Origin of the sequence: Streptomyces polyasparticus (assembly GCF_014493765.1) — a bacterium.
Taxonomy (GTDB): Bacteria; Actinomycetota; Actinomycetes; order Streptomycetales; family Streptomycetaceae; genus Streptomyces; species Streptomyces polyasparticus.
This window is the reverse complement of the sequence record NZ_JACTVJ010000002.1, coordinates 20,519-46,140: the sequence shown is the minus strand read 5'-3', so window position 1 is coordinate 46,140 and position 25,622 is coordinate 20,519. Positions and strand designations below refer to the sequence as shown.

Here is a 25,622-nt window from a genome sequence, read left to right as displayed (position 1 = left end):
CTAAGAGTCCGGTTTGGCACCCTTTAGGGCATGAACGCGAACGGCAGCACCGGCCCCGGCAGCCCCGCGCGCCCTGACGGCCCCCGCATCCTCGTTGTAGACGACGAGCCCGAGGTGCGCGCGGCCGTCGAGGACGGGCTCACCGTCGAGGGGTACGCGGTGCGCGGCGCCGCCGACGGGCTCGCGGCCCTCTCCGCGATCGCGGCCTGGCAGCCGGACGCGGTGGTCACGGACGTGATGATGCCGGTGCTCGACGGGCTCGCCCTGTGCCGCCGCCTGCGCGCGATGGGCGACCGTACGCCGGTCCTCGTCCTGACCGCGCTCGGCTCGGTGAGCGAGCGCGTGGACGGTCTGGACGCGGGCGCGGACGACTATCTGGTCAAGCCCTTCGCCCTGGACGAACTAGCCGCCCGGGTAAGGGCGTTGCTGCGCCGGGTCGCTCCCGAACCGGCCGGCGGCGGCGAGCTGCTCACGTTCGCCGACCTCACGGCCGACCCCGTGACCCGCACGGGACAGCGCGCCGGGCGGCCTCTGGAGTTCAGCCGGACGGAGTTCGCCCTCCTCGAACAGCTGCTGCTCAGCCCGCGCCAGGCCCTGCCGCGGGAGCTGCTCCTGGAGCGCGTCTGGGGCCAGGACTTCGGGCCCGACTCCAACTCCCTCGCCGTATACGTGGGTTATCTGCGGCGCAAACTCGAAGCCGGTGGCGAACCACGCCTCGTGCACACCGTGCACGGCGTCGGCTACCGCCTGGACGTGGCATGAGCGGCGACGGCATCCGGGCACAGACGACCGACGGCACCCGGCAGCAGACGGCCGCGAAGGACCGCCGCCTCAGCGCCCGCTGGCGACGCCGCCGCCCCCTGCGCACCCGCCTCGCCCTGGCCGCGACCGCCGCGGTGGCGCTGGTGGCCGTCGGGATCTGCGCGGCCGCGTTCTTCGTGATCCGCTTCAAGCTCTACCAGCAGCTCGACCAGAATCTCGCCCAGTCCGCGACCCTGATCGCGCAGCAGCACGAGCGCGAGGGCCCGGGCGTCTACACCGGCGAGTGCCGCTATCTGGGCGCCCCGGCCTGTGTGCAGAGCGTCCCCGCGGACGAGGCCGACGACCCTGCGCCGCCGCAGGACACCGAGGCGGCGGGACCGTACCTGCTGCCCGTGTCGAAGGCGACCCGCCAGGTCGCGGCGCGCCAACGGCCCGCGTACTACACGAACTTCACGCTCGAAGGCCATCCCGCCCGGATGTATACGACCCCGTCCCGCGACGGCACGGCGCTGCAGGTCGCCCTGCGCGCCGATATCGCCGACCGTGGCGTGCACCAGGCCGCCGCCCTGCTCGCCCTCGTCGGCGGCGCCGGTGTCCTGCTCGCGGCCGCGGCCGGCTACTGGGTCTCGCGCACCGCCCTGTCCCCCGTCACCCGGCTCACCGCCACCGCCGAACGCATCGCCGCGACCCGCGACGCCCGCCACCGCATCGAGCTGCCGCCCGGTCCGCCGGGGCGCGAGGACGAGGTGACGCGGCTCGCGGCCACGTTCAACACCATGCTCGGCGAGCTGGAGCAGTCGGTCACCGCCCAGCGCCGCCTGGTCGCCGATGCCTCGCACGAACTGCGCACCCCGCTTACCGCCCTGCGTACGAACGCCGAACTCCTCGCCCGCGCGGACCGGTTGACCCCCACCCAGCGCGACCGCGCCGCCCAGGCGCTCGGCCGGCAGCTGCGGGAGGTGAGCGGCATGGTGAACGATCTGATCGAGCTGGCCCGCGACGAGGAGCCGCACCCGCTGCTCGAAGAGGTCCGGATGCACGCCCTGGTCACGCACGCACTCGACGCGGCCCGCGCGCACTGGCCGCAGGTCGTCTTCACCCTTGACGCATCGCAGGACGCCCGCGCGGTGACCTTCCCCGGCGTCCCGGCCCGCGTCTCGCGCCTCCTGACCAACCTCCTGGACAACGCCGCGAAGTTCTCCCCGCCCGGCGGCCCGGTCGAAGTGACCCTGACGGAGGCCGAGTTGACCGTACGGGATCACGGCCCCGGTATCGCCGCGGCCGACCTGCCGTATGTCTTCGACCGTTTCTACCGCGCCGAATCCGCCCGCGCCCTGCCCGGCTCGGGCCTCGGGCTCGCGATGGCCCGGCAGATCGCCCGCGCGCACCACGCGGACCTCACGGCCGGCCAGGCGCCCGGCGGCGGGGCGCAGTTCACGCTCACGCTGCCCGCTCCGTGATCCACCGGGGAAGCGCCCGGGCCGCGGTCCACAGTGGGTTACCCCCGGACCGTGATCCACGGCGGCCACCCGGACCGTGATCCATAGTGGAGGCATGGGAGAGAACAAGAAGCGGATGCTGGCGGGCGACTGGTACATCGCCGACGACGAGGAGCTGCTCGCGGAGACAGTCCGCAGGGCCCAGCTCTGCGCGGCCTACAACGCGGCGTCGACCGCGGCGCCCGAGGAACGCCGGGCGATTCTCGAAGAGTTGATCGGCACGCTCGGCGAGGACGTCCGCATCCGGCCGCCCTTCCAGTGCGACTACGGCACCTATGTCTCCATCGGCGCGCGGACCTTCGTCAACTTCGGTGCGGTCTTCCTGGACGCCGCCCCGATCACGATCGGCGAGGACGTCCAGATCGGCCCGAACGTCCAACTCCTCACCCCCACACACGAGTTGGATCCGGTACGCCGCCGCGAGGGCTGGGAGAAGGGCGAGCCCATCACGATCGGCGACAACGTCTGGCTGGGCGGCGGCGTGATCGTCTGCCCCGGCGTGACGATCGGTGCGGACACGGTGGTCGGCGCGGGCTCGGTGGTCACCCGCGATCTGCCGTCGGGGGTACTCGCGGTGGGCAATCCCGCACGGGTGCTGCGCAGCCTGTGACGCGGGCGAGGATGGAACCGGACCCGCCGCCCACACCCCAGGAGCCCGCCATGCCCCTACCCGCCGACCCGAACGTCCTGCACCCGATGCCCGGACAGCCGCGCGTCGTCCAGCTGAAGCCGCTGGTGAAGTCCGAGCTGATCGAGGTCGGGGAGTACTCGTATTACGACGACCCGGACGACGCGACCGCGTTCGAGACCCGCAACGTGCTGTACCACTACGGCCCCGAGCGGCTCGTGATCGGCAAGTTCTGCGCGCTCGGCACGGGGACGCGGTTCATCATGAACGGCGCCAACCACCGTATGGACGGCCCCTCCACCTTCCCCTTCCCCACCTTGGGCGGCGACTGGGCGCAGCACTTCGACCTGCTGACGGGGCTGCCGAACCCCGGCGACACAGTGGTGGGCAACGATGTCTGGTTCGGCAACGGCGCGACTGTGATGCCGGGCGTCCGGATCGGCCACGGCGCGATCATCGCCACGGGCGCGGTGGTCACCGCGGACGTCCCCGACTACGGGATCGTCGGCGGCAACCCGGCCCGCCTGATCCGCAAGCGCTTCAGCGAGCCGGAGATCGAGCGGCTGCTCGCGGTGGCCTGGTGGGACTGGCCGGCCGAGCACCTCACCGCGCATGTACGGACGGTCATGTCCGGCACGATCGAGGAGCTGGAGACGGCGGCGCCGCGCTAGGCGCTCAGCCCTCGCGCGGAGCCGCGCTGTGCGCTCAGCCCTCCGACGCCGCGAGCCCCTCGGCCCCCGCCAGCGCGATCCCCAACGGCGTCCGCTCGTACAGGACTTGATGCCCGTAGCGGCGCGAGGCCAGCAGCCCCGCACCCTTCAGGGCCGACAGATGCGCGGACACGGAGGACGGCGCGAGTCCGAGCCGGCCGGCCAGGGCCGAGGTGCTCGCCGGATCCGCCAGCGCGCACAGCACATCCGCGCGCGCCCGCCCGAGCAGCCGCGCGAGCGCCTCGGGGGTCCGGGCGCCGCCCTCGCTCCACAGGCCGCCGATACCGCGCGCCGGATAGATGACGGCAGGCTGCCACGGCTCGTCCTGGCCGCTGGCAACGTCGGGCCAGGTGAACACCGAGGGCATCAGGACGAGCCCCTCGCCGTGCAGCTCGCGCTCGTACTCCCCCAGGCTGCTGACGATGGTGAGCGTGGATCCGTGCCAGCGCAGATTCGGGTTCAGCTCACCGAGCATGGCCCGGAACCCGACCGCCGCGAGCACCCGTGAGTGGTAGGCGATATCCGCTTCGAGCAGCGCCCGCAGGCGGGGCCAGTCGGGGGCGATCAGGACGTGCCAGGCCTGTTCGAGACAGTCGGCGAGCAACTGCACCGCGGCGGCCGGATCGTCGAGCATCCGCCGTCCGAGCGGGCTCTCCAGGGCGCCCGGCCGCTCCACGAGCGTCAGATACAGATCGGTGTACGCGACCTCGGCCGGCGTGGCCCGCACCCGCTCGATCTCCTCCTCGAACGTGGCGAGCGCGCCGGTCGGCGGCGGCGCCCAGAAGTCCGGGGAGCGGCCGCGCTGCGGAATGAGCAGGAGCGCGGGCGCGAGGTCGAGTCCCTCGGCCTTCTCCTTGATCCGGCGCAGCCACGGCAGGTGGTAGCCATGGCTGTCGGGCCGGATGAGGGTGCGGATCGCCGACTGCGTCTCCCAGATCGGCGAGATCGCGAACCGGCAGTGCAGCAGGTCGTGTTCACCGAAGTGCAGATGGAAGGGCACGCGCGGCTCCTCTCGCCCGGCCTCCCCACCGTACGAAGATTCGGCCTGAGCCGAAAGTCTTAGAGATACGGACCCGGGGCTCCACGCTGCCGTACATGTCGACCGAGACCTGTGCCGGCGCCGCCGCCGCTGCCCCCGATGCCGCCCCGCCCCAGGGCTACGGCGCCGTCTTCCGCGTCCGCGAGTTCCGCGCCGTGTTCGCCGCCCATCTCCTCTCGCTGCTCGGCGTGGTGGTGAGCGAGATCGCGCTGACCGTCCTCGTCTACGAGCTCACCAGGTCCCCGCTGCTCAGCGCCCTCACCTTCGCGCTCGGCCTGCTGCCGTATCTGATCGGCGGCACGCTCTTCGCGAGCGTCGCCGACCGCTACCCGGCCCGGCGCGTCCTCGTCGTCTGCGATCTGATCTGCGCCTCCTGTGTGGCCGTGATGATCGTGCCGGGCACCCCGGTCGCCGCGCTGCTCGCCCTGCGCGTCCTGATCGCCGCCATCGCGCCCGTCTTCACCGGCACGCGGATGGCCGCGCTCACCGACATCCTCGGCGAGGGCGACCTCTTCGTCCTCGGCCGCTCGATCCTGCGGATCGTCTCGCAGAGCGCCCAGCTCGCCGGGTTCGGCGTGGGCGGCATCCTGCTGGCGGTGTTCTCACCGCGCGGCGCCATCACCATCACCCTGGGCACGTTCCTCGCCTCGGCCGCGCTGCTCCGCTTCGGCACCAAGGCGCGCCCCGCCCGCGCCCGCGGGGGCGCCGCGCTGATGCGGGAGTCCCTGTCCGGCGCCCGCAAGGTCTTCGCCGACCGCCGGATCCGCGCCCAGATCCTGCTCTTCTGGATCCCCACCATGTTCGTCGTCGCCCCGGAGGCCCTGGCCGCTCCGTACGCCGAGCACATCGGCGCCGGTCCCGCCGCGCTCGGCCTCCTGATGTGCGCGATGCCCGTCGGCCATATCGCGGCCGAGCTGTGGGTGGGCGCCCGTCTGAGCCCGCGCACCCGTTCCCGCATCGTGCTCCCGGTCGCCGCCGCGAGCCTGCTCCCCTACTTCGGTTACGCGGCCGAGCCGGGCCTCGGCCTCTCCGTCCTGCTGCTCGTGCTCGCCGGGGCCGGCGGCGCGTACGTGCTCGGGCTCGACCAGTGGTTCGTGGCCACTGTGCCCGAGGAACTGCGCGGCCGCGCCATGACGTTGATGACCGCTGGGCTGATGACGGTCCAGGGCGCGGGCATGGCCCTGGCCGGCCTCGCCGCCGAGTTCTGGCCGGTGCACCAGGTCGTCACCGGAGCCGGCGTGATCGGCACCGTCCTGTCCGTACTCCTGGTGCTCGAAGCCCGTCGAGCGGGAGCCGAGCCGAAGACGCCGGAGGCCGCGCCGGTTCGCACCTGAGGTCCGTCCCCGCTGGGAGCGCTCACACCTGAGAGCGCTCCACGGCGGGCGGCTCCGCGACGGGGGCCGCACGCAACGACGGGGCCGAGGCGGGCGGCGCGCTCCTCGCCTTGGCCAGCGAGGTGAGCGCCACCCCGCCGACGAGCAGCACCGCGGCGCCCCACCGCAGCGGGCTCACCGACTCGTCGAGCAGCAGCGCCGCCGAGGACATCCCGAAGACCGGGACGAGCAGGGAGAAGGGCGCCACGGCCGAGGCGGGATAGCGGCGCAGCAGGAAGCCCCAGGCGCCGAACCCGAAGACGGTCGCACCCCAGGCGACATAGACGAGCGCCCCGACGCCGCTCCAGTCGAGCGCCCGCAGAGCCGCCAGGTCCGCGTCGGGCCCCTCGAACACGAGGGACAGGCCGAGCAGCGGCAGTACGGGGACCACGGACACCCAGATCATGAAGTTGAGCGCGTCCGGCGGCGAGGCCTTGCGGGTCAGCACGTTCGAGACGCCCCAGCAGGCCGCGGCCGCGATGACGAGCACGAACGCGAGGACCGGCCCCGACGTCCCCTCGTCGACGGCCGCGAGCGCGATCCCGGCGAGCGCGACGGTCATGCCCGCGATCCGTACGCGGCCGGGGCGCTCGCGCAGCAGCACCGCCGCGAACACCGCCGTGAAGACGGCCTGGATCTGCAGGACGAGCGAGGAGAGACCGGCGGGCATTCCCCGGTCCATGCCGATGAAGAGGAGCCCGAACTTGGCCACCCCCAGGGCGAGTCCGACCCCGATCACCCACTTCCAGGCGACCTTGGGCCGGCCCACGAAGAACACGGCGGGCAGCGCGGCGACGAGGAAGCGCAGGGCGGAGAAGAGCAGCGGCGGGAAATGCCCGAGACCGAGCTCGATGACGACGAAGTTCACGCCCCAGACGGCGGCGACGAGGACGGCGAGGCTTACGTGGACGGGGCGCATGCCCCGAGCATCGGCGAGCACGACCATGTAGCACCAGCGCGGATTTCTTCATGGTTGAATTCAGAGTTGCTTACGTATGACGGCTGAAGGAAGGCCGCCGGCTTCCGCATGACGGCTGACGAGCAGCGGCCCTGCGTCCGCTCAACCACCCGCCCGGGAGGCGCTCATGCTCGATCTGGGACGACTGCGCGCACTGCACGCCGTCTCCGTGCACGGTTCGGTCGCCGCCGCGGCCCTCGCGCTCGGCTACACCCCGTCCGCCGTCTCGCAGCAGATCACCAAGCTGGAGCGGGAGACCCGCACGACTCTGCTCGAACGGCGGGGCCGCGGTGTGGCGCTGACCGACGAGGCACAGCATCTGGCCACCGCCGCACAGGAGTTGCTCGCCATCGTGGAGCGCGCGGAGACCACGCTCGAAGAGCGCCGCGGCAAGCCGACGGGCCTGCTCACCATCGGCGCCTTCTCCACGGCGGCCCGCGGCCTGCTCCCCGGGGTACTCGCCGCGCTCGCCCGGGAGCACCCCGGCCTCGACGTACGGCTGAGCGAGGTGGACCCGCATCTCTCCGTCGACCTGGTGACCCGCGGCATGCTCGACGTCGCCGTCGCCCACGACTGGGACATCGCGCCGCTGCCGTCACCGGAAGGCGTGGAACAGGCGGTGATCGGCGACGACCACTGCGACCTCCTGGTGCCCGAGGCACACCCGCTGGCCGCGCGGGAATCCGTACGCCGGGAGGACCTGGCCGGCGAGCGCTGGATCTGCCAGCCGCCGGGGACCGTCTGCCACGACTGGCTGGTGCGCACGATGCGGGCGGCGGGCTGCGAGCCGCACCTCGCGCATCAGGCGGCCGAGTACCACACCCAACTGGCCCTGGTGGCAGCCGGACTCGGCATCGCCCTCGTCCCGCGGCTCGGGCGCGGTCCGCTGCCGGACGGAGTCCGCGCGGTCGCGATCCGGCCGGCGCCGGTGCGCCGGCTTTACGCGCTGTGGCGGACGGGCGCGGCACGGCGGCCGGGGATCACGGTCACGGTGGACCTGCTGCGCAAGCACTGGGCGCACACCGCCTGAGCGCGGCCCGCCGGCCCGTGCCGCGCCTGGCCGAGACCGCCTCTGCCGCCCGGCCACAGGGGGGAAGCGACCGAACTTCGAGACGGCACTGGCCACGATGTGACCGCCCGGTAAGGTCAAGGGCGTGCCGAAGCCGCTCAGCCTCCCCTTCGACCCCATCGCCCGAGCCGACGAACTCTGGAAGCAGCGCTGGGGAACGGTGCCCTCGATGGCCGCGATCACCTCGATCATGCGCGCCCACCAGATCCTGCTCGCCGAGGTCGACGCGGTGGTCAAGCCGTACGGACTGACCTTCGCGCGCTACGAGGCGCTGGTGCTGCTCACCTTCTCCAAGGCCGGCGAACTGCCGATGTCGAAGATCGGCGAGCGCCTCATGGTGCACCCCACCTCGGTGACGAACACGGTCGACCGCCTGGTGAAGTCGGGCCTGGTCGCCAAGCGCCCCAACCCCAACGACGGCCGCGGCACGCTCGCCTCCATCACCGACAAGGGCCGCGAGGTGGTCGAATCAGCCACCCGCGACCTGATGGCGATGGACTTCGGCCTCGGCGTGTACGACGCGGAGGAATGCGGCGAAATCTTCGCGATGCTGCGCCCGCTGAGGGTCGCGGCAGCGGACTTCGAAGAACGCTGAGTCTTCAGCCCATGCAGGCGATGCAGCGCGTGAGGTCCTCTGCGAGGGAGACCACGAAGCGCCGCTGCGGGCTGACGATCTTCGCGAGATGGACAAGAGATGTTCCGGCGGCCTGAAGTTCGTCAACGGCTTCGGCCTGTCCCGGTGGCGGCACGACACCGGTCTCGAGCATCGCCTGGTGCCGCAAGGCCCAGGTCGCCCAGAGCTGCTGGGCGGAGGTCGCGTGATGCCCTTCGGACAACAGCTCGAAGTTCGCGCCGCCATGAAGCGCAAGGCGGGCGGCTCGTGCGGAAGGGCCGGCGTCCCGAGCGAGCGCGGATTCAAGGTCGCTGCGGATCACGCACCTAGTCTGCCGGTGCTCCGCCCACGGAGCAGCCGTCTGCCGGGCAGCACCCTCGCAAAGATCACACAAAGCGGGCAGTTACGCTCGATGCCATGAAACGCAGCGTCCTGACCCGCTACCGCGCCCTCGCCTACATCACCGGTGTCCTGCTCGTCCTGCTGACCTTCGGCATGATCGGCAAGTACGCCCTGGACATGGACGGCGCCGCGGACTTCACCAAGGTCGTCAGCATCGCGCACGGCTGGCTGTACGTCGTGTACCTGGTCATGGCCTTCGACCTGGGCTCCAAGGCCAAGTGGCCGGTGGGCAAGCAGCTGTGGGTGCTGATCGCGGGCACGATCCCGACCGCCGCCTTCTTCGTGGAGCGCAAGGTCTCCCGCGAGCTCGAGCCCCTCTTCACCGAGGACGACGACGCCGCGGTCGCCAAGGCCTAGCCAACCGCCGACATCCCCCGTGGCGCGCGCCACGGGGGTCGGCCATCGACATTTACTAGGACGTCCTAGTAAATTCGAGAGTATGGACGCTGACGCCATCGAAGAGGGCCGCCGCCGCTGGCAGGCCAGGTACGACAAGGCCCGCAAGCGGGACGCGGACTTCACCACGCTCTCCGGCGACGAGGTCGAGCCGGTCTACGGACCGCGCCCGGGCGATACGTACGAGGGCTTCGAGCGCATCGGATGGCCCGGCGAATACCCGTACACGCGCGGTCTGCACGCGACGGGCTACCGCGGCCGGACCTGGACCATCCGCCAGTTCGCCGGCTTCGGCAACGCCGAGCAGACCAACGAGCGCTACAAGATGATCCTGGCGAACGGCGGCGGCGGTCTGTCCGTCGCGTTCGACATGCCGACCCTGATGGGCCGCGACTCCGACGACCCGCGCTCGCTCGGCGAGGTCGGGCACTGCGGTGTGGCCATCGACTCGGCCGCCGACATGGAGGTCCTGTTCAAGGACATCCCGCTCGGCGACGTCACCACCTCGATGACCATCAGCGGCCCGGCCGTCCCGGTCTTCTGCATGTACCTGGTCGCGGCCGAGCGGCAGGGCGTGGACCCGGCCGTGCTCAACGGCACGCTGCAGACGGACATCTTCAAGGAGTACATCGCGCAGAAGGAGTGGCTCTTCCAGCCCGAGCCGCATCTGCGTCTGATCGGCGACCTGATGGAGTACACCTCCGCCGGGATCCCCGCGTACAAGCCGCTTTCCGTCTCCGGCTATCACATCCGCGAGGCGGGGGCGACGGCGGCGCAGGAGCTGGCGTACACGCTCGCGGACGGCTTCGGTTACGTGGAGCTGGGTCTGAGCCGCGGCCTGGACGTGGATGTCTTCGCGCCCGGTCTGTCCTTCTTCTTCGACGCGCATGTGGACTTCTTCGAGGAGATCGCCAAGTTCCGTGCGGCCCGGCGCATTTGGGCCCGCTGGGTGAAGGAGGTCTACGGGGCGAAGTCCGACAAGGCGCAGTGGCTGCGATTCCACACGCAGACCGCCGGTGTCTCGCTGACCGCGCAGCAGCCGTACAACAACGTGGTGCGGACGGCCGTGGAGGCGCTCGCGGCCGTGCTCGGCGGGACGAACTCGCTGCACACCAACGCGCTCGACGAGACACTCGCGCTGCCGAGCGAGCAAGCCGCGGAGATCGCGCTGCGCACGCAGCAAGTGCTCATGGAGGAGACCGGCGTCGCCAATGTGGCGGACCCGCTGGGCGGCTCCTGGTACATCGAGCAGCTCACGGACCGGATCGAGGCGGACGCCGAGAAGATCTTCGAGCAGATCAAGGAGCGCGGTCTGCGGGCGCACCCGGACGGTCAGCACCCGATCGGCCCGATCACCTCCGGCATTCTGCGCGGGATCGAGGACGGCTGGTTCACGGGCGAGATCGCCGAGTCGGCCTTCCAGTACCAGCGCTCGGTCGAGAAGGGCGACAAGCGGGTCGTCGGCGTGAACTGCCACACCGGCTCGGTCACCGGTGACCTGGAGATCCTGCGGGTCTCGCACGAGGTGGAGCGCGAGCAGGTGCGCCTGCTCGGCGACCGCAAGGCCGGCCGGGACGAGGCGAAGGTGCGGGCCGCCCTGGACGCGATGCTCGCCTCGGCGCGGGACGGCTCCAACATGATCGTGCCGATGATCGAGGCGGTACGGGCCGAGGCCACACTCGGCGAGATCTGCGGGGTCCTGCGGGACGAGTGGGGCGTGTACACGGAGCCGGCCGGGTTCTGAGCCGGGTGCCACTTCGGCGGGGCGTCGCCTTCGGGCGGCGCCCCGTTGCCGTGCCCCCTCGCCCTCTCCCTCCGTACCCCGGACAGGTGTCGTGACCTGCCGACTCCTGTCCGTTATGTAACGATTGCCCGGTCCCATGCGACCGTCCTCAAGGGGTCCGGATGACCGCCCGCAACGCCCGCAGGATCCGCGGCAGGCTGGCCATCGCCGCCGCAGCCACCGCGTCACTCGCCCTGGCCACCGCCTGTTCCGGCGGCACCAAGGACGCCGGCCAAGCCTCCGACGCCCGCGAGGCCGCCCTCGTCCAGTCGCCGCAGAAGCCGGCCGGCACACCGTTCTGGGTGGATCCCAACAGTCCGGCCGCCCAGCAGGTCAAGCAGTGGCAGCAAAGCGGCCGCGCCTCGGACGCGGAGGTGCTCCGGCGGATCGCCGACCGGCCGCTCGCCGTCTGGCCCGCGGGCGACGAGCCGGGCTGGCAGATCAAGGCCGCGCGCGAGGGAGCCGCGAAGACCAACAGCACGATGGTGCTCGTCGCGTACAACATCCCGCACCGCGACTGCGGCCAGCACTCGGCCGGCGGTGCGCACAGCGAGGCGTTCTACCGGCAGTGGATCGGCGCCTTCGCCGACAACATCGAGGACAAGAAGGCCATCGTCATCCTGGAGCCGGACGCCCTGCCGCACGTGGCGGACGGCTGCACCCCGTACGAGTACCACGAGCAGCGCTTCCGGCTGATCTCCGAGGCGGTCGCCCGGCTGAAGAAGCAGCCCAACACCAAGGTCTATCTGGACGCCGGCAACCCGGACTGGATCAGGAACCCGGGGAACCTCGCGCAGCCGCTGTGGCGTTCGGGCATCGCGCAGGCCGACGGCTTCGCGCTCAATGTGTCCAACTTCCAGCCGACCGCCGAGAACATCGCGTACGGCAAGAAGCTCTCCGCGCTCGTCGGCAACAAGCACTTCGTGATCGACACCAGCCGCAACGGCAACGGCCCGCTGCCCGGCCGCGGCGGCGAGGCCTGGTGCAACCCGCCGGGGCGCGCGCTCGGTGCCGCGCCGACGACGAAGACCGGCGAGAAGCTGGTGGACGCGCTCCTGTGGATCAAGCGGCCCGGTGAGTCGGACGGCGAGTGCCGCGGCGGCCCGCCGGCCGGCAAGTGGTGGCCGGACTACGCGCTCGGTCTCGCCCGCAACTCCAAGTAGCGGCACAGGAAACGGCCCGTCCCCCTCTCGCCAGAGGGGACGGGCCGTTTCGTACGGGAGGATCCGGTGCGTGGCTACTTCGCCACGTGGATCCACTGCGCCTCGGACGGCGTGCCCTCGCCGTCCACGCCGAAGACCATGTACCAGCCGGGCGGGACCAGGGTCCGGTCCTTCGGCACGGTGACCGTGACGGAGTCCTTGGTCTTGGTCATGTCCAGGGCGACGGAGCGCTGTTCGACATCCGTGGTGTGCGTGACCGCGCTCGGCCGCATCAGCCGCGCCTTGACGATCTTGTCGGGCGCCGGGGACTTGAAGGTCGCCTTCCCCTTCTCATCGGGCTCCCGCGGCCCGTCGGTGAGCTGCGGCCGGTTCTCCTTGTCGCGGTACAGATACGGCGGCGTGTAGACCTCCATCCGCTGCTCGAACTTGCCGAGCTTGGTGTTGTCCTTGTCGCCGAACAGCGAGTCGGACCCGAAGGTCGCCACCCGTCCGTCGGGCAGGAGCAGCGCCTCGGAGTGGTAGTTGCGCCCCACGGTGGGCTCGGCGGCCGTACGGAAGCGGTCGGCGGCCGGATCGTAGAACTGGGCCTTGAGGATGTTGGAGGCGCCGCGCCCGCGGTAGTCGTAGGAGCCGCCGCTGGTGAAGACGGAGTCGTCCGGCATGAGCACGCTGTTGAGGTAGCGCGTGCCCTGCGGGAGCGGGGCGCCGGTCTTGAAGGACGGATTGTCCTCCTTGAGGTCGATCACGGCCGTGCGGGCGGTGGACTTCTCGGACTCGCCGACCCCGCCGCCGCCGAGGATCATCACCTTCTGGTCCTGCGCGGGCGGCAGGAGCACGGACGCGGAGGTCTCGGTCTGGTCGAGGTCCTCCAGGCCGGGGACCTTCTGGAAGGTGTTCTTCTCCAGGTCCCACAGGCCGGGCTCGCGGCCCTTCTCTGCAGGCCCGTAGCCCGCATTGGAGGCCGGGTAGAAGAGCTTGCCGCCCTTGGTGAGGAAGAGCGCGGGATACGTGGGGAAGTAGCGGAAGGGGCCCTTCTTCCACTTCTTGGTGGCCGGGTCGTAGATCTCGTTGTCGCCGGGGTCGACCACGCCGACCTCGTCGAGCCCGGAGACCGCGAGCACCTTGCCGTCCTGGAGCGTGACCAGGGTGGGGTACCAGCGGGCCTTCGCCATCGGGTCGACCGGGATGTACTTCTCGGCCACCGGGTCGAACTCGTAGGCGGCCCTGATCCCCTGGAAGTCCTGCTTCTCCATGTCGATCTTCTCGGTGAGGCCGTAGACGTTGTCCGCGTCCTTGCCCTTCAGACCGACGATCTCGTACTGCGCCTGCTTCTTGGTGACCGATCCCGGGCCTTCCTGCACGGCCTCGACGAAGACCCGCTCCTCGGCGGCGAGCACCTTGGTCTTCCAGGGCTTCATCGCCCCGCTCTTCGTGTACGAGATGTCGAACTTGCGCTTCGCCTTGGGGATCTTCACGTCGAAGCGGCTGACGTACTCGGCGCCTGAGGGCGAGCGGAAGCGGGTGCCCTTCTTGAGGGTCACTTCCTTGTCGGGGCTCTCGTTCTTCACCCGCATCAGGCCGCCGGCCCGGGTGACCGCCCCGTCGAGCACCTCGTAGCGCGCGGTGCCGCCCGCCACCAGGAGCCGTCCGTCGGCGAGTTGGGTGTGGCCGGAGCAGAAGAAGTCCTCGGGGGTGGGGATCTTCTTGAAGGAGTTGTCGGCCGGGTTCCACAGGACGGTGTCGAAGGTGCCCGCGTCGAAGTTCTTCTGGCTGTTGCCGGAGCCCGCGACGATCAGCACCTTGCCGGTGTGCAGGAGCGCCGCGTGGATGGCGTTCGTCCGGTACTCCTTCGGCACGTCGACCGTGTTCCAGGAGCCGTACTTCTTCTTGTAGCCGGGCTGGGAGATCTTGTAGTCGTGGTACTGCTCCTCGGCGAAGCCCACGGCCGCGGGAGCGTTCAGACCGGCGAGCAGCACGACGGCTCCGGCGCCCATCACCGTCTTCTTCTGCCGCTTGGTCGGTGAGAAGGGCATGACTCAGTTGCCTCCTGTCGTGCTGCTGGACACCGTCGAACCGCTGGAGACGCCCGAGGAAACACCGGTGGTGACACTGGCCTTGGTCAGCTGCGCGGACCCGTTCACGGCGCTCGTGGCGAGCGCGGGAGCCGCCTCCGCCGCGGGCTTGGCGGCCCGCAGGGCGCGCCGCCGGCCCACTTCGCCGAAGGCCCAGACCGCGACCGGCGCCAGCGAGATCACCAGAGCGAGCGTGGCCCAGGTGCGCATCGCCACATGAGTATGGCCGAGTACGAAGGACGCGACCAGGGACGATGCGAGGATCGCGGCCCAGAAGAGATGGATACGGAAGGTGAGCACCCGGTCCGGGGAGGCGTCGCCGCCCTTGGGCGTGACGACGAACCGGCTCGGGCGGCGAAGCACCGCCTCGCCCAGGGACTTGGCGTAGATCGGAGCGGACAACGCGGACATCGCCATGCCCGCGAGGCCGCCGGAGCCTTCCGGCTCGTGGGGCGAGACGTTGTGGCGGCGGTTCCACAGGTACAGGCCCACCTGGAGCGCGGCCGCGTCGCTGTAGAGCATCAGCCAGATGGAGGCGGCGACCTGCGTACCGGAGGCACCGAACCACAGGAACAGCACACAACTGAGGATGCCGAGCACCCAGTTGACGGCCGTCATGGGGTAGTAGACCAGCATCAGCGAGTAGTTGAAGAGCCGCCCGAGGGGCATCTTGAACGGGGCCCGCCAGTACTGCTTGATGAGGGTCTCGTACGTGCCGCGCGACCAGCGCATCTGCTGGGTGAAGAAGTCCGTCCAGGATTCCGGGCCCTCGCCGACCGCGAGCACGTCCGGGGTGTAGACGGAGCGCCAGTGGTGGCCGGTGAGCGGGTTCTTGGTGCGGTGCAGTTCGAAGCCGGTGGCCATGTCCTCGGTGATCGAGTCGTAGAGCCCGCCGACCTGCTTGACCGCGGCGATCCGTACGGCGTTGTTGGTGCCCACGAACATCGGGGCCTTGTAGCGGTTGCCCGCCCGCTGGATCAGCGCGTGGAAGAGGAACTGCTGGGATTCCGCCGCCTTGGTGACGGCCGGCTGGTAGTTCCCGTAGACCTGCGGCCCGACCACGAAGGCGATGTCCGGGTCACGGAAGTAACCGAGCATCCGCTCCAGGAAGTTGGGCATCGGGACGTGGTCGGTGTCGACCGAGGCGAAGAACTCGTAGTCCTTGCCGTGCATGGCCAGCCACGCGTTGTAGTTCCCGTGCTTGGTCTTCGCCTTGTGGACGCCCTTGTCGCGGTTCCACTCCGGGACGCCCTTGCGCGTGAAGTGCCGCACCCCGAGTTCGGCGCAGAGCGCCTTCGCCTCGGGATCGTCGCCCTCGTCGAGCAGCCAGACGTCCAGGTGACCGTCGTGGCGCATCTTCATGGCGCCTTCGAGGGTGCCGCGCACCATGGATATGGGTTCCTTGCCGGGCACATAGGTCGTCAGAAAGGCGACACGGGTGCCGGGCTCGGCCCGTACGGGTATCGGATCGCGGGCGACCATCGTCGCGTGGGCGATCGAGACCACGTTGATCAGCATGAACAGCTCGATCAGTCCGATCGCCACGAGCATCGTGACGTCGAGATAGACCAGCCATTGGTCGCCGCCCTCGCGCTTCGTCCAGTGCGTGGGCCAGACCAGATAGACGAGCAGGATGCCGGTCAGGACCGGCGCCAGCGTCATCAGCAGGACAGCGCGTATTCGATGCGGCTCACGCGAGAGAAGCTTCGTGTACTGCACCCGGTAGGCGGCTCCGTCCGGCTCGGTGAGCGGCCCGGCTATCCGGCTGTGGGTGTCGTAGTCGTAGCCCTCCGGCCGCACGGCGCCCTCCTCGAGATCGTTGCGATCGCCCTGATCGAACGAGCCAATACCCCTACAAAAGAGGAGAAATCCGGGCGTGTCGACCGGAGGGAGACCGGAGGGGGCCGAGCGTGCGCTTTTTGATCCTGTACGGAGTGCTTGAGAGGCCCGTGAGTTGCGATCACACGGAGCGAGTGGACCGTCGCAGCCGATGGCGCACCGCGCGCTGGGCGAGGGGTCCGAGGTCCTCGACGGCGGTGGCGAGCACCGACAGCTGCTCGATCGCGGCCAGGGCGCGTTCGGCGCCCGCGGGGTCGACGCCCTCGTACAGCTCGATGCCGACGAAGGAGGCGCTCACGGCCCGCGCGAGCCCCACCGGATCGGCGAACTCGCCGAGCGGGCTCGCGCTCAGGACCCTGACCAGGACCTTCTCGATCTCGGCGATCCACAGATCGAGCCCGGCGGCCGTGGCGGGCGCGAGCGGCTGATGGGTCTGGGCGCCGGCCAGGAGCTGGGCGAGCACGGCCACATGGCCGGTGGCCCGCTCCTGCTCGTGCATCTCGCGTCCGAAGGCGAGCAGTTCCGAGAGGGTGGAGATCTTGTCGAGCCGGTCGCGGTAGAGGGCGACGCGCTCCTGCGAGCCCTGGCGGCAGGCGGCCGCGAGCAGTTCGTCCACCGAGCCGAAGTGGTAGAAGACCAGCGCCTGGTTCACCCCGGCGGCGGCCGCGATCGTCCGCGCGGAGGCCTTCGCGATCCCCTGCTCGATCAGGGTCTTCAGCGCCCCGTCGATCAGCTTCTGCTTGGTCTCGGCGCTCTTGGCCGCCTTGGCCTCGGCGGACTTGTCCGCCGAGGCGGACCCGGCCTGCTTACGGGGCGTCATGCGCGGGCCTCTTCCCGTACGGGGCGCAGGCCGGGCCGCACGCCGCAGTGGCGGACCTCGCGATGGGCGGCCGTGAAGGAACCCTCGTATCCGAAGAGGGGCCCGAAGTGGCGGTTCGTCACGCGCACCCGGATACGGAAGCGGCCGCTCTCCTCGTCGAACGACTCCCTGACCTCGGCGTCGCCGCCGATCAGCGAGGGCACCCGGACATCGACCGGTCCCTCGCGGAAGCGGTGGATGCCCGAGCGGATCACGAGTCCGCCCTTGCCGTCCGTGGACAGGTGCAGGTCGGACGCGAGGTGCTGATGCGTGCCGAGGTAGTCGAGGATGCGGTCGCCGCGCGGTCCGAGCACCATCTGGGCGTCGAAGCGGCGGGTTCCGTCGGGGAGGCGGAAGGTGCGCACGAAGCTCACCGTCTCACGGCCGTAGTCGTCGGTGTACGGCACGTTCTCGATGGTGAAGGGGACGCCCCGTCCTTCGCGCGGCACCAGGATGTTGCGTGTGGTGCCGAGCGCGAGGAAGGGCTTGACCCAGGCGCCGCCATGCCAGATGCGGTCCATCACGCCGGTGCCGAAGCAGGCCTCGCCGCTTGCGAGCCCCACCGAGAAGCGGCGCTGCAGCTGGGGGTGGAGGCGCTCGAAGCCGGCGCCCATGACGGTACGGAAGATCGAGGTCATCGGGCGTTCTCCTGGGGCAGTGCGGTCAGCAGTCGGGGGGCGCGGGCCGCGGCGTCCGGGGTGCGGGCGCAGCGGCGGGCGGCGGGTGTGAAGGGCAGTGGGGGCAGCCGCAGGAGCAGCGCGGCGAGGACCGACGGGATGCCGACGATCGCGAAGACGAAGAACAGCACGCCGAAGTCCACATAACCGGAGGCAAGCAGGAAGACCATCGGCTGGAGGGCGAAGACCACGAACAGGCCGAGCAGGGACGCGAGCAGCAGCGCCCGCATCAGCATCTCGGTGAGCCAGTGCACCAGGGACCACCGCGGCGTGATGCCCTCCTCCAGCCACAGCCGCAGGCGGTCGAAGGACCAGGCCGTGGCCCAGCCCATCAGCGGGCGGAACACGCAGCGGTCGGCGGCCCTGCCGAAGCGGCCCCAGCGCGGCGTGTAGTCGTAGCCGGTGAGGAAGCGGACGCCGTCGCCGTCGGGCACGTAACGCCAGTAGCCGCTGCCCTCCTTAAGGAGCGAGAGCGGGTGCGGCGAGGAGAAGCGCAGCGCGGAGGTCTGGGTGCCGTCGGGGCGGCGCTTCTCGCCCGCGCTGATCCCGGCGCCGGCGACAGTCAGGCCGGGCAGCAGCCGCGTCGCGTAGCGAAAGTGCTGCGGCTCGTCCTGCGAGGCCTTCGGGAGGTACTCGATCGACCCGAAGCGAAGGTCCCAGCGCTGGTGCAGCGCCGGGTCCTGCGTGTGGTCCCAGAGCTCGTCCATGTCGACCCGTATCCGGGCCTCGACGTAAAGCCCCTTGCTCGTCGTCATGCCGAACCCCCTGGTGAAGTACTTGTTGAGCGAGTGCTCAACAGGAAGGTACACGCTCCTTGAGCGAGTGCTCAAAGAGGGGGTACGAGAGAACCCCGGCCCATGAGGACCGGGGTTCACCGCAAAAAGGGACCGGCTACCGGTTCAGATACCGCTGCACCGTCTCGGCCTTCGACGTCAGGCCGTCGCTCACGCCCGGGCGGATGTCCGCCTTCATCACGACCGACACCCGCGGCGCCCGCGCCTCGACGGCGGCGACCGCGCGCTTGATCACCTCCATCACCTCGTCCCAGGACTCGCCCTCGACGGAGGTGAACATCGCGTCGGTGCGGTACGGGAGCCCGGAGTCGCGCACGACACGGACGGCGTCGGCGACGTACTCCCCGACCTCTTCGCCGACACCGAGCGGTGTGACCGAGAACGCGACGATCATGCGCCGACCACGCCTTCCTTGCGGGCGCGCGAGGCGATCACCGCGGACTCGGCCTCACGCTTGAGCTTGCGCTCGGCGTAGAAGCCGCCGAAGGGCAGCACGGAGAGCACGAAGTACAGTGCGGCGGTCTTCAGGTCCCACTTGGTGCGGTTCCAGGCGTCCAGCCAGAACAGCACGTACAGGACGAAGAGCAGGCCGTGGATCGCGCCCATCACCGGGACGGCGTTGAAATCGGTGGTGCGCTTGAGCACCGAGCAGACGAGCAGCAGCAGGAAGGACACGGCCTCCGGCGCGGAGACGAGTCGGAGACGGCTGAGCGCGGAGGCGGTCTTGATGTCCACGGGAGGGCACCTTCGAGACAGGGGTCAGGGTCCTCTCAGGGTACGGATCCGACTTCTGCCCCTGTCGGCGGGTATGCCTGTCCGGCTAACGTCGGCGCGTGGCAACGTTCCGACTCCAAGGCAGCAAGGTGCTCGCCGTCGACATGTCCGGCGACGCCGTGAAGGCGAAGAACGGCTCGATGGTCGCCTACGACGGCCAGATGGCGTTCAAGAAACTCTCCGGCGGCGGCGAGGGGCTGCGTGGCATGGTCACGCGCCGGCTCACCGGCGAACAGATGGTGCTGATGGAGGTGAAGGGGCACGGCACGTGCTTCTTCGCCGACCGCGCCTCCGAGATCAACCTCGTCAACCTCCACAACGACAAGCTCTACGTCGAGGCCAGCAATCTGCTGGCCACGGACGCCGGGCTGCGTACGGGCACGACCTTCACCGGCATGCGCGGCGCGACCTCGGGCAACGGCCTGTTCACGACGACGATCGAGGGCACGGGCCAGGCGGCCCTGATGTCCGACGGTCCGGCCGTGGTCCTGCGCGTGACCCCGCAGTACCCGCTGATCGTCGACCCGGGCGCGTACATCGCGCACCAGGGCAACGTCAGCCAGTCCTTCCAGTCCGGTGTGACCTTCCGCACTTTCATGGGCGAGGGCGGTGGCGAGGCCTTCCAGGTCCGCTTCGAGGGCGACGGTCTCGTCTACGTGCAGCCGAGCGAGCGGAACACCATCGGGGGCGATGTCTGATGCCGTTCCGCGAGATCAACTCCAAGATGATCGAGGCCACCGTCGGCCCCGGCCAGAAGCTCTTCTCCCAGCGCGGCGCGATGCTCGCGTACAAGGGCGAGGTGTCCTTCACGCCCAACATCCAGGGCGGCCAGGGCGGTATCGCCTCGATGATCGGCCGGCGCGTGGCCGGCGAGGCCACCCCGCTGATGACGGTCGAGGGCAGCGGCACCGTGATGTTCGGCCACGGCGGCCACCACATCCAGGTGATCCAGCTGACCGGCGACACGTTGTACGTGGAGGCCGACCGGCTGCTCGCGTTCGACGGGACGCTGCAGCAGGGCACGATGTTCATGGGCTCGCAGGGCGGGGTCATGGGCATGGTGCGCGGCCAGGTGACCGGGCAGGGCCTGTTCACGACCACTTTGAAAGGCCATGGCGCGGTCGCGGTGATGGCGCACGGCGGTGTCATCGAGATCCCGATCACCCCGCAGCGCCCGGTCCATGTCGACCCGCAGGCCTATGTCGCCCACCACGGCGACGTCCGCAACAAGCTGTCCACCGCGCTCGGCTGGCGCGACATGGTGGGCCGCGGCTCGGGTGAGGCGTTCCAGCTGGAGCTGTCCGGCAACGGTGCGGTGTACGTCCAGGCCTCGGAGGAGAAGCTGTGAACCCCCATATGCCCGGTGGCCCTGTGGTCCACGACCCGATGACCCTGCCGTCGGACGACAACGTCAATGCGTACACCTTCTGCGTGGAGCTCAAGGGGAGCCAGTGGTTCCTGCAGAAGGGGAAGATGATCGCCTATTACGGGTCGATCGAGTTCAACGGCATCGGGCACGGACGGCTCGACCGTCTGGTCCGTACGTCCTTCCACTCGCCGCTGCACGCCAGCGACTGGGTGGTGGCCCAGGGCAGCGGCAAGATGCTGCTCGCCGACCGGTCCTTCGACGTGAACTCGTACGACCTGGACAACGGCAATCTCACGATCCGATCCGGCAACCTGCTCGCCTACCAGCCCACCCTCGCGCTCAAGCAGTCGATCGTGCCGGGCTTCCTGACGCTGATCGGCACCGGCAAGTTCGTGGCCGCGTCCAACGGTCCCGTGGTCTTCATGGAGCCGCCGATCCGCGTGGACCCGCAGGCGCTCGTCGGCTGGGCGGACTGCCCCTCGCCCTGCCACCACTACGACCACGGCTACATGTCGGGCGTGATGGGCGGCGTACGGGCGCTGACCGGGCTCGGCGGCGCCTCCGGCGAGGAGCACCAGTTCGAGTTCGTCGGGGCCGGCACCGTACTGCTGCAGTCCAGCGAGGCGCTCATGGCCGAGCAGGCGACGGGGCATGTGCCGCAGCAGGCGGGGGTGCCCGGCGGGCACGGGACGCCGGGTCAGTCCGGGGTGCCGCGGATGCCGGGGCAGCTCGGAGATCTGCAGCGGCGGTTCGGGCTCTGAGGGGCGACGGTAGTCTGCGGAGTGTGACGTCGCCCCACTGATGGTCCGCAGATGGTTCGTAATTCAACTTTCTAGGTAGAATCGATTCATGGAGACCGAGAACGCCACCCCCCGCTGGCTCACCGAGGACGAGCAGTGCGCCTGGCGCACCTATCTCGCCGTGAACCGGCTCCTGACCTACCAGATGGAAAAGGATCTGCAGCCGTTCGGCCTGACCATGAACGACTACGAGATCCTCGTCAATCTCTCCGAGTCCGAGGACCTGCGGATGCGGATGAGCGATCTGGCCACCGCGACCCTGCAGTCCAAGAGCCGGCTCTCGCACCAGATCACGCGGATGGAGAACGCCGGACTCGTCCGCCGCGAGAACTGCGAGTCCGACCGCCGCGGTCTGTACGCGGTGCTCACCGACGAGGGGCACGCGACCATGAAGAAGGTCGCGCCGCACCATGTCGCCTCGGTGCGCAAGCACTACATCGACCTGATGTCCCCGGAGGCGCTCGCCGCCCTGCGTACCACGCTCACGCCGATCGCCGAGCACCTGCACGCGCAGCGCGGCAAGTCCTAACCCGCCAGGGGCAGTTCGACCCTGAAGAGCGCCCCGCCGTCCGGAGAGTCGCCGACACTCAGCCGGCCGGAGTGGCGCTCCACCACATCACGGGCGATCGCGAGCCCGAGCCCGGCGCCGCCTTCGTCACGCGTGCGGGCGTCGTCGAGGCGCACGAAGCGCTCGAAGATGCGCTCGCGTTCGTCCTCGGGCACGCCCGCGCCGTCGTCGGCGACGGTCAGCAGCGCCCGCTCGCCTTCGCGGCTCAGCGTCACGGTGATACGGGAACGGGCGTGGCGCTGCGCGTTGTCGACGAGGTTGCCGAGCACCCGCGCCAACTGGCCGCGCGATCCGCTCACTTCGACGCTCTCATCCGCGTGCACCCGTACGGGAATCCGGTCGGCGGTCCGCTGCGAGACCTCCTCGCGCACCAGCGCCGTGAGGTCGACCCGCGCGTCCGAGGGCCGCTCCCCCGCGTCCAGGCGCGCGAGCAGCAGCAGATCGGCGGCCAGGCCCTGCAGCCGTACGGTGTCCTCCACCGCGCCGTCCAGGTCGAGCAACTCCGGGTGCGCGGCGGCCACTTCGAGCTGGGTGCGCAGGGACGCGATCGGACTGCGCAGCTCGTGCGAGGCGTCGGCGACGAAGCGCCGCTGCCGCTCGACGCTCGCCTCCAGGGCGGAAAGCGTCTCGTTGGTGGTCTTCGCGAGCCGGGCGATCTCGTCGTGCGTGTCCGGCTCGGGCACCCGGCGGCTCAGATCCTCCGACGCGGTGATCGCGGCCATCTCCTGGCGGATGTCCTCCACCGGGCGCAGGGCGCGCTGGGTGGCGAGCCACGTGACACCGCCGACGATCAGGACGAGCGCGGGCAGGCCGATCAGCATCGAGGTCAGGGCGGTGCTCGCGGCGCCGTCGGTGGCGCTGAGCGGGGCGCCCGCGTAGACGGTGACGGTGGTGTCGTCGCGGGTGGTCACCTCGACCGCGGCGAACTGGTACTTGCCCGTCTCGCCGTCCACGGTCGCCTGACCACTGGCGTACCAGGCGCGGTCGGAGATCTCGCCCACGTCCGGGTCGCTCTCGTCGCGGTCGTCCTCCTCCTCGTCCCCGTCGGGGGCGAGCGAGGGGCGCGGCACCACGGCGGCGACACCCGTGCCGGTGATGTCCTCCAGGTCCTCGCTGGCGGCGCGCAGCCGGTCCTCGCGGTCGATCACCTGGACCGGGTGGTCCTCGCCGTCGGGGAGTTCGAGATTCGCGTATGGGGTGCCGGCGGCGAGCTGGGCCGCGACGCGGCGGGCGGCGGACTCGGCCTGGGACGAGGCCTGTTCGGTGAGGTTGGCGCGCAGGGACAGGAAGACGGCCGTCCCCGCGCCGATCAGGGCGACGGCGACGACGGCGGTCGCGCCGAGTGCGGCGCGGGCGCGTACGGAGGAGAAGAAGCGCCTCATCACTGACCGGCCTCGAGTCGGTAGCCGGCGCCGCGCACGGTCTTGATCAGCTGGGCACCGAGCTTGCGGCGCAGGGTGCTGATGTACACCTCGACGATGTTGGGGTCGCCCTCGTACGCGAAGTCCCACACGTGCTCGAGGATCTCGGCCTTGGAGACGACCTCGCCGACGCGGGTGGCGAGCTGTTCGAGGACCGCGAACTCCTTGGTGGTGAGCGTGATCTCGTCGTCCTGCCGGTGCACGCGGCGCGCGGCGGTGTCGACCTTGAGCTCGCCGAGGGTGATCACCGGGTTCGCGCTCTGCGCACTCCCGCGCCTGCGCAGCAGCGCCTTGATCCGGGCCACGAGCACGACGTACGAGAAGGGCTTGGTCAGATAGTCGTCGGCCCCGGTGTCGAGCCCCTCGGCCTCGTCGTACTCGCCGTCCTTGGCGGTCAGCATGAGGATCGGCACGTCGTTGCCGGCGGCGCGCAGGGCTCCGCACACCCGGTAGCCGTTCATACCGGGCAGCATGATGTCGAGCACGAGCAGGTCGTACGCGGTCTCGCTCGCCCGGTGCAGCCCTTCGAGCCCGTCGTGCACGACGTCCACGGCGTAGCCCTCGGCGGTGAGGCCCTTGGCGAGGGACAGGGCGAGACGTCTTTCGTCCTCGACGATCAGCAGGCGCATACGTCAAGAATGACAAACCGTGGCTGAAGGGATCTTCAGGCTTCCTTGCGGAGGTGCGGCTTCGGCTCCCGTACGGAGGTACGGCTTCGGCTCCCGTACGGAGGTGCGGCTTCGGCTCCCGTACGGAGGTGCGGCTTCGGCTCCCGTACGGGGGTGCAGGGGGCGGAGCCCCCGCCCGACCGCGGGTGCCGGTTCGCCGCGGTCTGCGGCGCCGTTGCGCCTGCGGCGGGCCTTCTCCCCCACCCCGCCCCTTCCCGGCTGTGACATTTGCGGCTCCGCCGCGTGGGGGCTCCGCCCCGGACCCCGGCATCCGAACTTCGTTCGGATCTGCTCAATCGCCGCAGGGGCTGGAAATCCCGCTCGGTCCGGCAATCCCAGCCCGTCCGGCGTTTGAGGACAAAGGGGGTCCGGGGGCGGAGCCCCCGGTTTCGGGAAGGGGCGGGGTGGGGAGAAAATCAGCCCTGCGTCAGCCCCGAGACCAGTTCGTCCGCCGCGGCGTAGGGGTCCAGGGAACCCGACGCGACCCGGTCGGCCAGCACGCCCAGACGCTGGTCACCCCGCAGGTCCGCGATCCGCTCGCGCAGCGCCGTGACCGCGATGGTCTCGACCTCGCGGGCGGCACGGGCGGCGCGGCGTTCGGCGAGTACGCCGCGCTCCTCCATCCACGCGCGGTGCTTCTCCAGCGCCTCGACCACCTCGTCGACGCCCTCCGCACGGGACGCGACGGTCTTCACGATCGGGGGCCGCCAGTCGCCGGGGCCCCGGGACTCCCCCAGGCCCAGCATGTGGTTGAGCTCACGGACCGTCGAATCCGCACCGTCGCGGTCCGCCTTGTTCACCACGTACACATCGCCGATCTCCAGGATTCCGGCCTTCGCCGCCTGGATCCCGTCGCCCATCCCGGGCGCGAGCAGCACCACCGACGTGTCCGCCTGCGAGGCGATCTCCACCTCGGACTGGCCGACGCCGACCGTCTCGACGAGCACGACGTCGCAGCCGGCCGCGTCCAGGACGCGGATCGCCTGGGGCGCGGCCCACGCGAGGCCGCCCAGATGGCCGCGGGTGGCCATCGAGCGGATGTAGACCCCCGGATCCGAGGCGTGATCCGCCATCCGGATCCGGTCGCCGAGCAGCGCACCGCCCGAGAACGGCGACGAGGGGTCCACCGCGAGCACTCCGACCCGTTTGCCCGCCCGCCGATACGCGGTCACGAGCGCCGAGGTCGAGGTCGACTTGCCGACACCGGGCGAGCCGGTGAGGCCGACCACGTACGCATGGCCGGTCAGCGGCGCGAGCGCCGCCATCACCTCACGGAGCTGCGGCGACGCCCCCTCGACCAGCGAGATCAGCCGGGCGACCGCACGCGGCCTGCCCTCCCGCGCCTGAGCCACCAGCGAGGGGACGTCGTGCATCACAGCTCCAGTT

27 protein-coding genes are annotated in these 25,622 nt (G+C 70.5%); 14 read left to right on the top strand and 13 right to left on the bottom strand.

From position 1 onward, the window contains the following. Positions 1-30 precede the first annotated feature (30 nt). The 4 genes from H9Y04_RS02320 to H9Y04_RS02305 all read left to right on the top strand — a co-directional run bounded on the left by H9Y04_RS02320 (position 31) and on the right by H9Y04_RS02305 (position 3,560). The gene (locus H9Y04_RS02320) at positions 31-762 is read left to right on the top strand and encodes a response regulator transcription factor (protein WP_187811940.1); all 732 of its coding nucleotides are present in this window, start codon (positions 31-33) and stop codon (positions 760-762) included. Next, positions 759-2,222 carry a sensor histidine kinase gene (locus tag H9Y04_RS02315; RefSeq protein WP_187811939.1) on the top strand — a complete coding sequence of 488 codons (1,464 nt, stop codon included), beginning with the start codon at positions 759-761 and terminating at the stop codon, positions 2,220-2,222. The genes H9Y04_RS02320 and H9Y04_RS02315 overlap by 4 nt, the downstream gene beginning before the upstream one ends. Positions 2,223-2,316: 94 nt before the next feature. Beyond that, positions 2,317-2,871, top strand: a complete 555-nt coding sequence (locus tag H9Y04_RS02310) for a sugar O-acetyltransferase (protein WP_187811938.1) — start codon at positions 2,317-2,319, stop codon at positions 2,869-2,871. A gap of 50 nt (positions 2,872-2,921) precedes the next feature. Further along, positions 2,922-3,560: a CatB-related O-acetyltransferase gene (locus tag H9Y04_RS02305; RefSeq protein ID WP_187811937.1), complete on the top strand. Its 639-nt coding sequence runs from the start codon at positions 2,922-2,924 to the stop codon at positions 3,558-3,560. A gap of 34 nt (positions 3,561-3,594) precedes the next feature. Here the strand turns inward: H9Y04_RS02305 and H9Y04_RS02300 are convergent, their stop codons facing one another. Beyond that, positions 3,595-4,599, bottom strand: coding sequence for an ArsR/SmtB family transcription factor (locus H9Y04_RS02300; protein ID WP_187811936.1), 1,005 nt, complete (start codon positions 4,597-4,599; stop codon positions 3,595-3,597). Positions 4,600-4,694: 95 nt separating this feature from the next. Between H9Y04_RS02300 and H9Y04_RS02295 the strand changes: the two genes are divergently transcribed. Next, positions 4,695-5,972 carry an MFS transporter gene (locus tag H9Y04_RS02295; RefSeq protein ID WP_187811935.1) on the top strand — a complete coding sequence of 426 codons (1,278 nt, stop codon included), beginning with the start codon at positions 4,695-4,697 and terminating at the stop codon, positions 5,970-5,972. 22 nt (positions 5,973-5,994) lie between these two features. On the opposite strand, the gene H9Y04_RS02290 is transcribed toward H9Y04_RS02295, so the two are convergent. Beyond that, entirely contained in the window at positions 5,995-6,930 is a 936-nt protein-coding gene (locus H9Y04_RS02290; RefSeq protein WP_187811934.1) for an EamA family transporter, read from the bottom strand. A gap of 166 nt (positions 6,931-7,096) precedes the next feature. On the opposite strand from H9Y04_RS02290, the gene H9Y04_RS02285 reads away from it, so the two are divergent. Together H9Y04_RS02285 and H9Y04_RS02280 are read left to right on the top strand one after the other, a co-directional pair. Then, positions 7,097-7,999 carry a LysR family transcriptional regulator gene (locus H9Y04_RS02285; protein ID WP_187811933.1) on the top strand — a complete coding sequence of 301 codons (903 nt, stop codon included), beginning with the start codon at positions 7,097-7,099 and terminating at the stop codon, positions 7,997-7,999. A gap of 124 nt (positions 8,000-8,123) precedes the next feature. Then, positions 8,124-8,633, top strand: a complete 510-nt coding sequence (locus tag H9Y04_RS02280) for a MarR family winged helix-turn-helix transcriptional regulator (RefSeq protein WP_187811932.1) — start codon at positions 8,124-8,126, stop codon at positions 8,631-8,633. Between the two features lie 4 nt (positions 8,634-8,637). On the opposite strand, the gene H9Y04_RS02275 is transcribed toward H9Y04_RS02280, so the two are convergent. Then, entirely contained in the window at positions 8,638-8,973 is a 336-nt protein-coding gene (locus H9Y04_RS02275) for a hypothetical protein (RefSeq protein ID WP_187811931.1), read from the bottom strand. 95 nt (positions 8,974-9,068) lie between these two features. Here H9Y04_RS02275 and H9Y04_RS02270 point away from each other — a divergent pair, with 95 nt between their 5' ends. From H9Y04_RS02270 to H9Y04_RS02260, 3 genes are all read left to right on the top strand, one after another. Further along, a complete protein-coding gene (locus H9Y04_RS02270) occupies positions 9,069-9,410 on the top strand; it encodes a DUF3817 domain-containing protein (protein WP_187811930.1) in 342 nt (113 codons plus the stop codon). Positions 9,411-9,492: 82 nt separating this feature from the next. Beyond that, the gene (icmA, locus tag H9Y04_RS02265; RefSeq protein ID WP_187811929.1) at positions 9,493-11,193 is read left to right on the top strand and encodes a coenzyme B12-dependent isobutyryl-CoA mutase large subunit; all 1,701 of its coding nucleotides are present in this window, start codon (positions 9,493-9,495) and stop codon (positions 11,191-11,193) included. A gap of 161 nt (positions 11,194-11,354) precedes the next feature. After that, complete coding sequence (locus H9Y04_RS02260) at positions 11,355-12,395, top strand: glycoside hydrolase family 6 protein (protein WP_187811928.1); 1,041 nt, start codon at positions 11,355-11,357, stop codon at positions 12,393-12,395. Between the two features lie 74 nt (positions 12,396-12,469). Here the strand turns inward: H9Y04_RS02260 and glxA are convergent, their stop codons facing one another. From glxA to H9Y04_RS02225, 7 genes are all read right to left on the bottom strand, one after another. After that, positions 12,470-14,428, bottom strand: coding sequence for a radical copper oxidase GlxA (glxA, locus tag H9Y04_RS02255; RefSeq protein WP_187811927.1), 1,959 nt, complete (start codon positions 14,426-14,428; stop codon positions 12,470-12,472). Between the two features lie 3 nt (positions 14,429-14,431). After that, a complete protein-coding gene (locus tag H9Y04_RS02250; RefSeq protein WP_187811926.1) occupies positions 14,432-16,267 on the bottom strand; it encodes a glycosyltransferase family 2 protein in 1,836 nt (611 codons plus the stop codon). 160 nt (positions 16,268-16,427) lie between these two features. Next, positions 16,428-17,126, bottom strand: a complete 699-nt coding sequence (locus H9Y04_RS02245; protein ID WP_187811925.1) for a TetR family transcriptional regulator — start codon at positions 17,124-17,126, stop codon at positions 16,428-16,430. Beyond that, entirely contained in the window at positions 17,123-17,803 is a 681-nt protein-coding gene (locus H9Y04_RS02240; protein WP_187811924.1) for a DUF4166 domain-containing protein, read from the bottom strand. The genes H9Y04_RS02245 and H9Y04_RS02240 overlap by 4 nt, the downstream gene beginning before the upstream one ends. Continuing rightward, positions 17,800-18,597: a hypothetical protein gene (locus H9Y04_RS02235; RefSeq protein ID WP_187811923.1), complete on the bottom strand. Its 798-nt coding sequence runs from the start codon at positions 18,595-18,597 to the stop codon at positions 17,800-17,802. Before H9Y04_RS02235 ends, H9Y04_RS02240 begins: the two co-directional genes overlap by 4 nt. 136 nt (positions 18,598-18,733) lie before the next feature. After that, positions 18,734-19,030 (bottom strand): MTH1187 family thiamine-binding protein, encoded by a 297-nt coding sequence (locus H9Y04_RS02230; RefSeq protein WP_187811922.1) that lies wholly within the window; start codon positions 19,028-19,030, stop codon positions 18,734-18,736. Further along, complete coding sequence (locus H9Y04_RS02225; protein ID WP_187811921.1) at positions 19,027-19,371, bottom strand: DUF3817 domain-containing protein; 345 nt, start codon at positions 19,369-19,371, stop codon at positions 19,027-19,029. The genes H9Y04_RS02230 and H9Y04_RS02225 overlap by 4 nt, the downstream gene beginning before the upstream one ends. A gap of 98 nt (positions 19,372-19,469) precedes the next feature. Here H9Y04_RS02225 and H9Y04_RS02220 point away from each other — a divergent pair, with 98 nt between their 5' ends. The 4 genes from H9Y04_RS02220 to H9Y04_RS02205 all read left to right on the top strand — a co-directional run bounded on the left by H9Y04_RS02220 (position 19,470) and on the right by H9Y04_RS02205 (position 22,108). Then, positions 19,470-20,108 carry an AIM24 family protein gene (locus tag H9Y04_RS02220; RefSeq protein WP_187811920.1) on the top strand — a complete coding sequence of 213 codons (639 nt, stop codon included), beginning with the start codon at positions 19,470-19,472 and terminating at the stop codon, positions 20,106-20,108. After that, the gene (locus H9Y04_RS02215; protein WP_187811919.1) at positions 20,108-20,758 is read left to right on the top strand and encodes an AIM24 family protein; all 651 of its coding nucleotides are present in this window, start codon (positions 20,108-20,110) and stop codon (positions 20,756-20,758) included. Before H9Y04_RS02220 ends, H9Y04_RS02215 begins: the two co-directional genes overlap by 1 nt. Before the next feature lie 8 nt (positions 20,759-20,766). After that, positions 20,767-21,540, top strand: a complete 774-nt coding sequence (locus H9Y04_RS02210) for an AIM24 family protein (RefSeq protein WP_187812116.1) — start codon at positions 20,767-20,769, stop codon at positions 21,538-21,540. An 88-nt stretch (positions 21,541-21,628) separates the two neighbouring features. Continuing rightward, positions 21,629-22,108 carry a MarR family winged helix-turn-helix transcriptional regulator gene (locus tag H9Y04_RS02205; RefSeq protein WP_187811918.1) on the top strand — a complete coding sequence of 160 codons (480 nt, stop codon included), beginning with the start codon at positions 21,629-21,631 and terminating at the stop codon, positions 22,106-22,108. Here the strand turns inward: H9Y04_RS02205 and H9Y04_RS02200 are convergent. The 3 genes from H9Y04_RS02200 to meaB form a co-directional block, all read right to left on the bottom strand. Further along, the gene (locus tag H9Y04_RS02200; RefSeq protein WP_187811917.1) at positions 22,105-23,529 is read right to left on the bottom strand and encodes a sensor histidine kinase; all 1,425 of its coding nucleotides are present in this window, start codon (positions 23,527-23,529) and stop codon (positions 22,105-22,107) included. The two genes, H9Y04_RS02205 and H9Y04_RS02200, sit on opposite strands and share 4 nt — an antisense overlap. Next, a complete protein-coding gene (locus H9Y04_RS02195; protein WP_187811916.1) occupies positions 23,529-24,197 on the bottom strand; it encodes a response regulator transcription factor in 669 nt (222 codons plus the stop codon). The genes H9Y04_RS02200 and H9Y04_RS02195 overlap by 1 nt, the downstream gene beginning before the upstream one ends. Positions 24,198-24,652: 455 nt before the next feature. Further along, complete coding sequence (gene meaB, locus H9Y04_RS02190; protein ID WP_187811915.1) at positions 24,653-25,609, bottom strand: methylmalonyl Co-A mutase-associated GTPase MeaB; 957 nt, start codon at positions 25,607-25,609, stop codon at positions 24,653-24,655. Positions 25,610-25,622 lie beyond the last annotated feature (13 nt).

Coding starts and splice junctions, on each gene's coding strand:
- glxA (WP_187811927.1), bottom strand. CDS start 14,428: ATGCCCTTCTCACCGACCAAGCGGCAGAAGAAGACGGTGATGGGCGCC.
- H9Y04_RS02315 (WP_187811939.1), top strand. CDS start 759: ATGAGCGGCGACGGCATCCGGGCACAGACGACCGACGGCACCCGGCAG.
- H9Y04_RS02290 (WP_187811934.1), bottom strand. CDS start 6,930: ATGCGCCCCGTCCACGTAAGCCTCGCCGTCCTCGTCGCCGCCGTCTGG.
- H9Y04_RS02235 (WP_187811923.1), bottom strand. CDS start 18,597: ATGACGACGAGCAAGGGGCTTTACGTCGAGGCCCGGATACGGGTCGAC.
- H9Y04_RS02260 (WP_187811928.1), top strand. CDS start 11,355: ATGACCGCCCGCAACGCCCGCAGGATCCGCGGCAGGCTGGCCATCGCC.
- H9Y04_RS02195 (WP_187811916.1), bottom strand. CDS start 24,197: ATGCGCCTGCTGATCGTCGAGGACGAAAGACGTCTCGCCCTGTCCCTC.
- meaB (WP_187811915.1), bottom strand. CDS start 25,609: ATGCACGACGTCCCCTCGCTGGTGGCTCAGGCGCGGGAGGGCAGGCCG.
- icmA (WP_187811929.1), top strand. CDS start 9,493: ATGGACGCTGACGCCATCGAAGAGGGCCGCCGCCGCTGGCAGGCCAGG.
- H9Y04_RS02285 (WP_187811933.1), top strand. CDS start 7,097: ATGCTCGATCTGGGACGACTGCGCGCACTGCACGCCGTCTCCGTGCAC.
- H9Y04_RS02305 (WP_187811937.1), top strand. CDS start 2,922: ATGCCCCTACCCGCCGACCCGAACGTCCTGCACCCGATGCCCGGACAG.
- H9Y04_RS02205 (WP_187811918.1), top strand. CDS start 21,629: ATGGAGACCGAGAACGCCACCCCCCGCTGGCTCACCGAGGACGAGCAG.
- H9Y04_RS02270 (WP_187811930.1), top strand. CDS start 9,069: ATGAAACGCAGCGTCCTGACCCGCTACCGCGCCCTCGCCTACATCACC.
- H9Y04_RS02210 (WP_187812116.1), top strand. CDS start 20,767: ATGCCCGGTGGCCCTGTGGTCCACGACCCGATGACCCTGCCGTCGGAC.
- H9Y04_RS02230 (WP_187811922.1), bottom strand. CDS start 19,030: ATGATCGTCGCGTTCTCGGTCACACCGCTCGGTGTCGGCGAAGAGGTC.
- H9Y04_RS02320 (WP_187811940.1), top strand. CDS start 31: ATGAACGCGAACGGCAGCACCGGCCCCGGCAGCCCCGCGCGCCCTGAC.
- H9Y04_RS02215 (WP_187811919.1), top strand. CDS start 20,108: ATGCCGTTCCGCGAGATCAACTCCAAGATGATCGAGGCCACCGTCGGC.
- H9Y04_RS02310 (WP_187811938.1), top strand. CDS start 2,317: ATGGGAGAGAACAAGAAGCGGATGCTGGCGGGCGACTGGTACATCGCC.
- H9Y04_RS02295 (WP_187811935.1), top strand. CDS start 4,695: ATGTCGACCGAGACCTGTGCCGGCGCCGCCGCCGCTGCCCCCGATGCC.
- H9Y04_RS02240 (WP_187811924.1), bottom strand. CDS start 17,803: ATGACCTCGATCTTCCGTACCGTCATGGGCGCCGGCTTCGAGCGCCTC.
- H9Y04_RS02200 (WP_187811917.1), bottom strand. CDS start 23,529: ATGAGGCGCTTCTTCTCCTCCGTACGCGCCCGCGCCGCACTCGGCGCG.
- H9Y04_RS02245 (WP_187811925.1), bottom strand. CDS start 17,126: ATGACGCCCCGTAAGCAGGCCGGGTCCGCCTCGGCGGACAAGTCCGCC.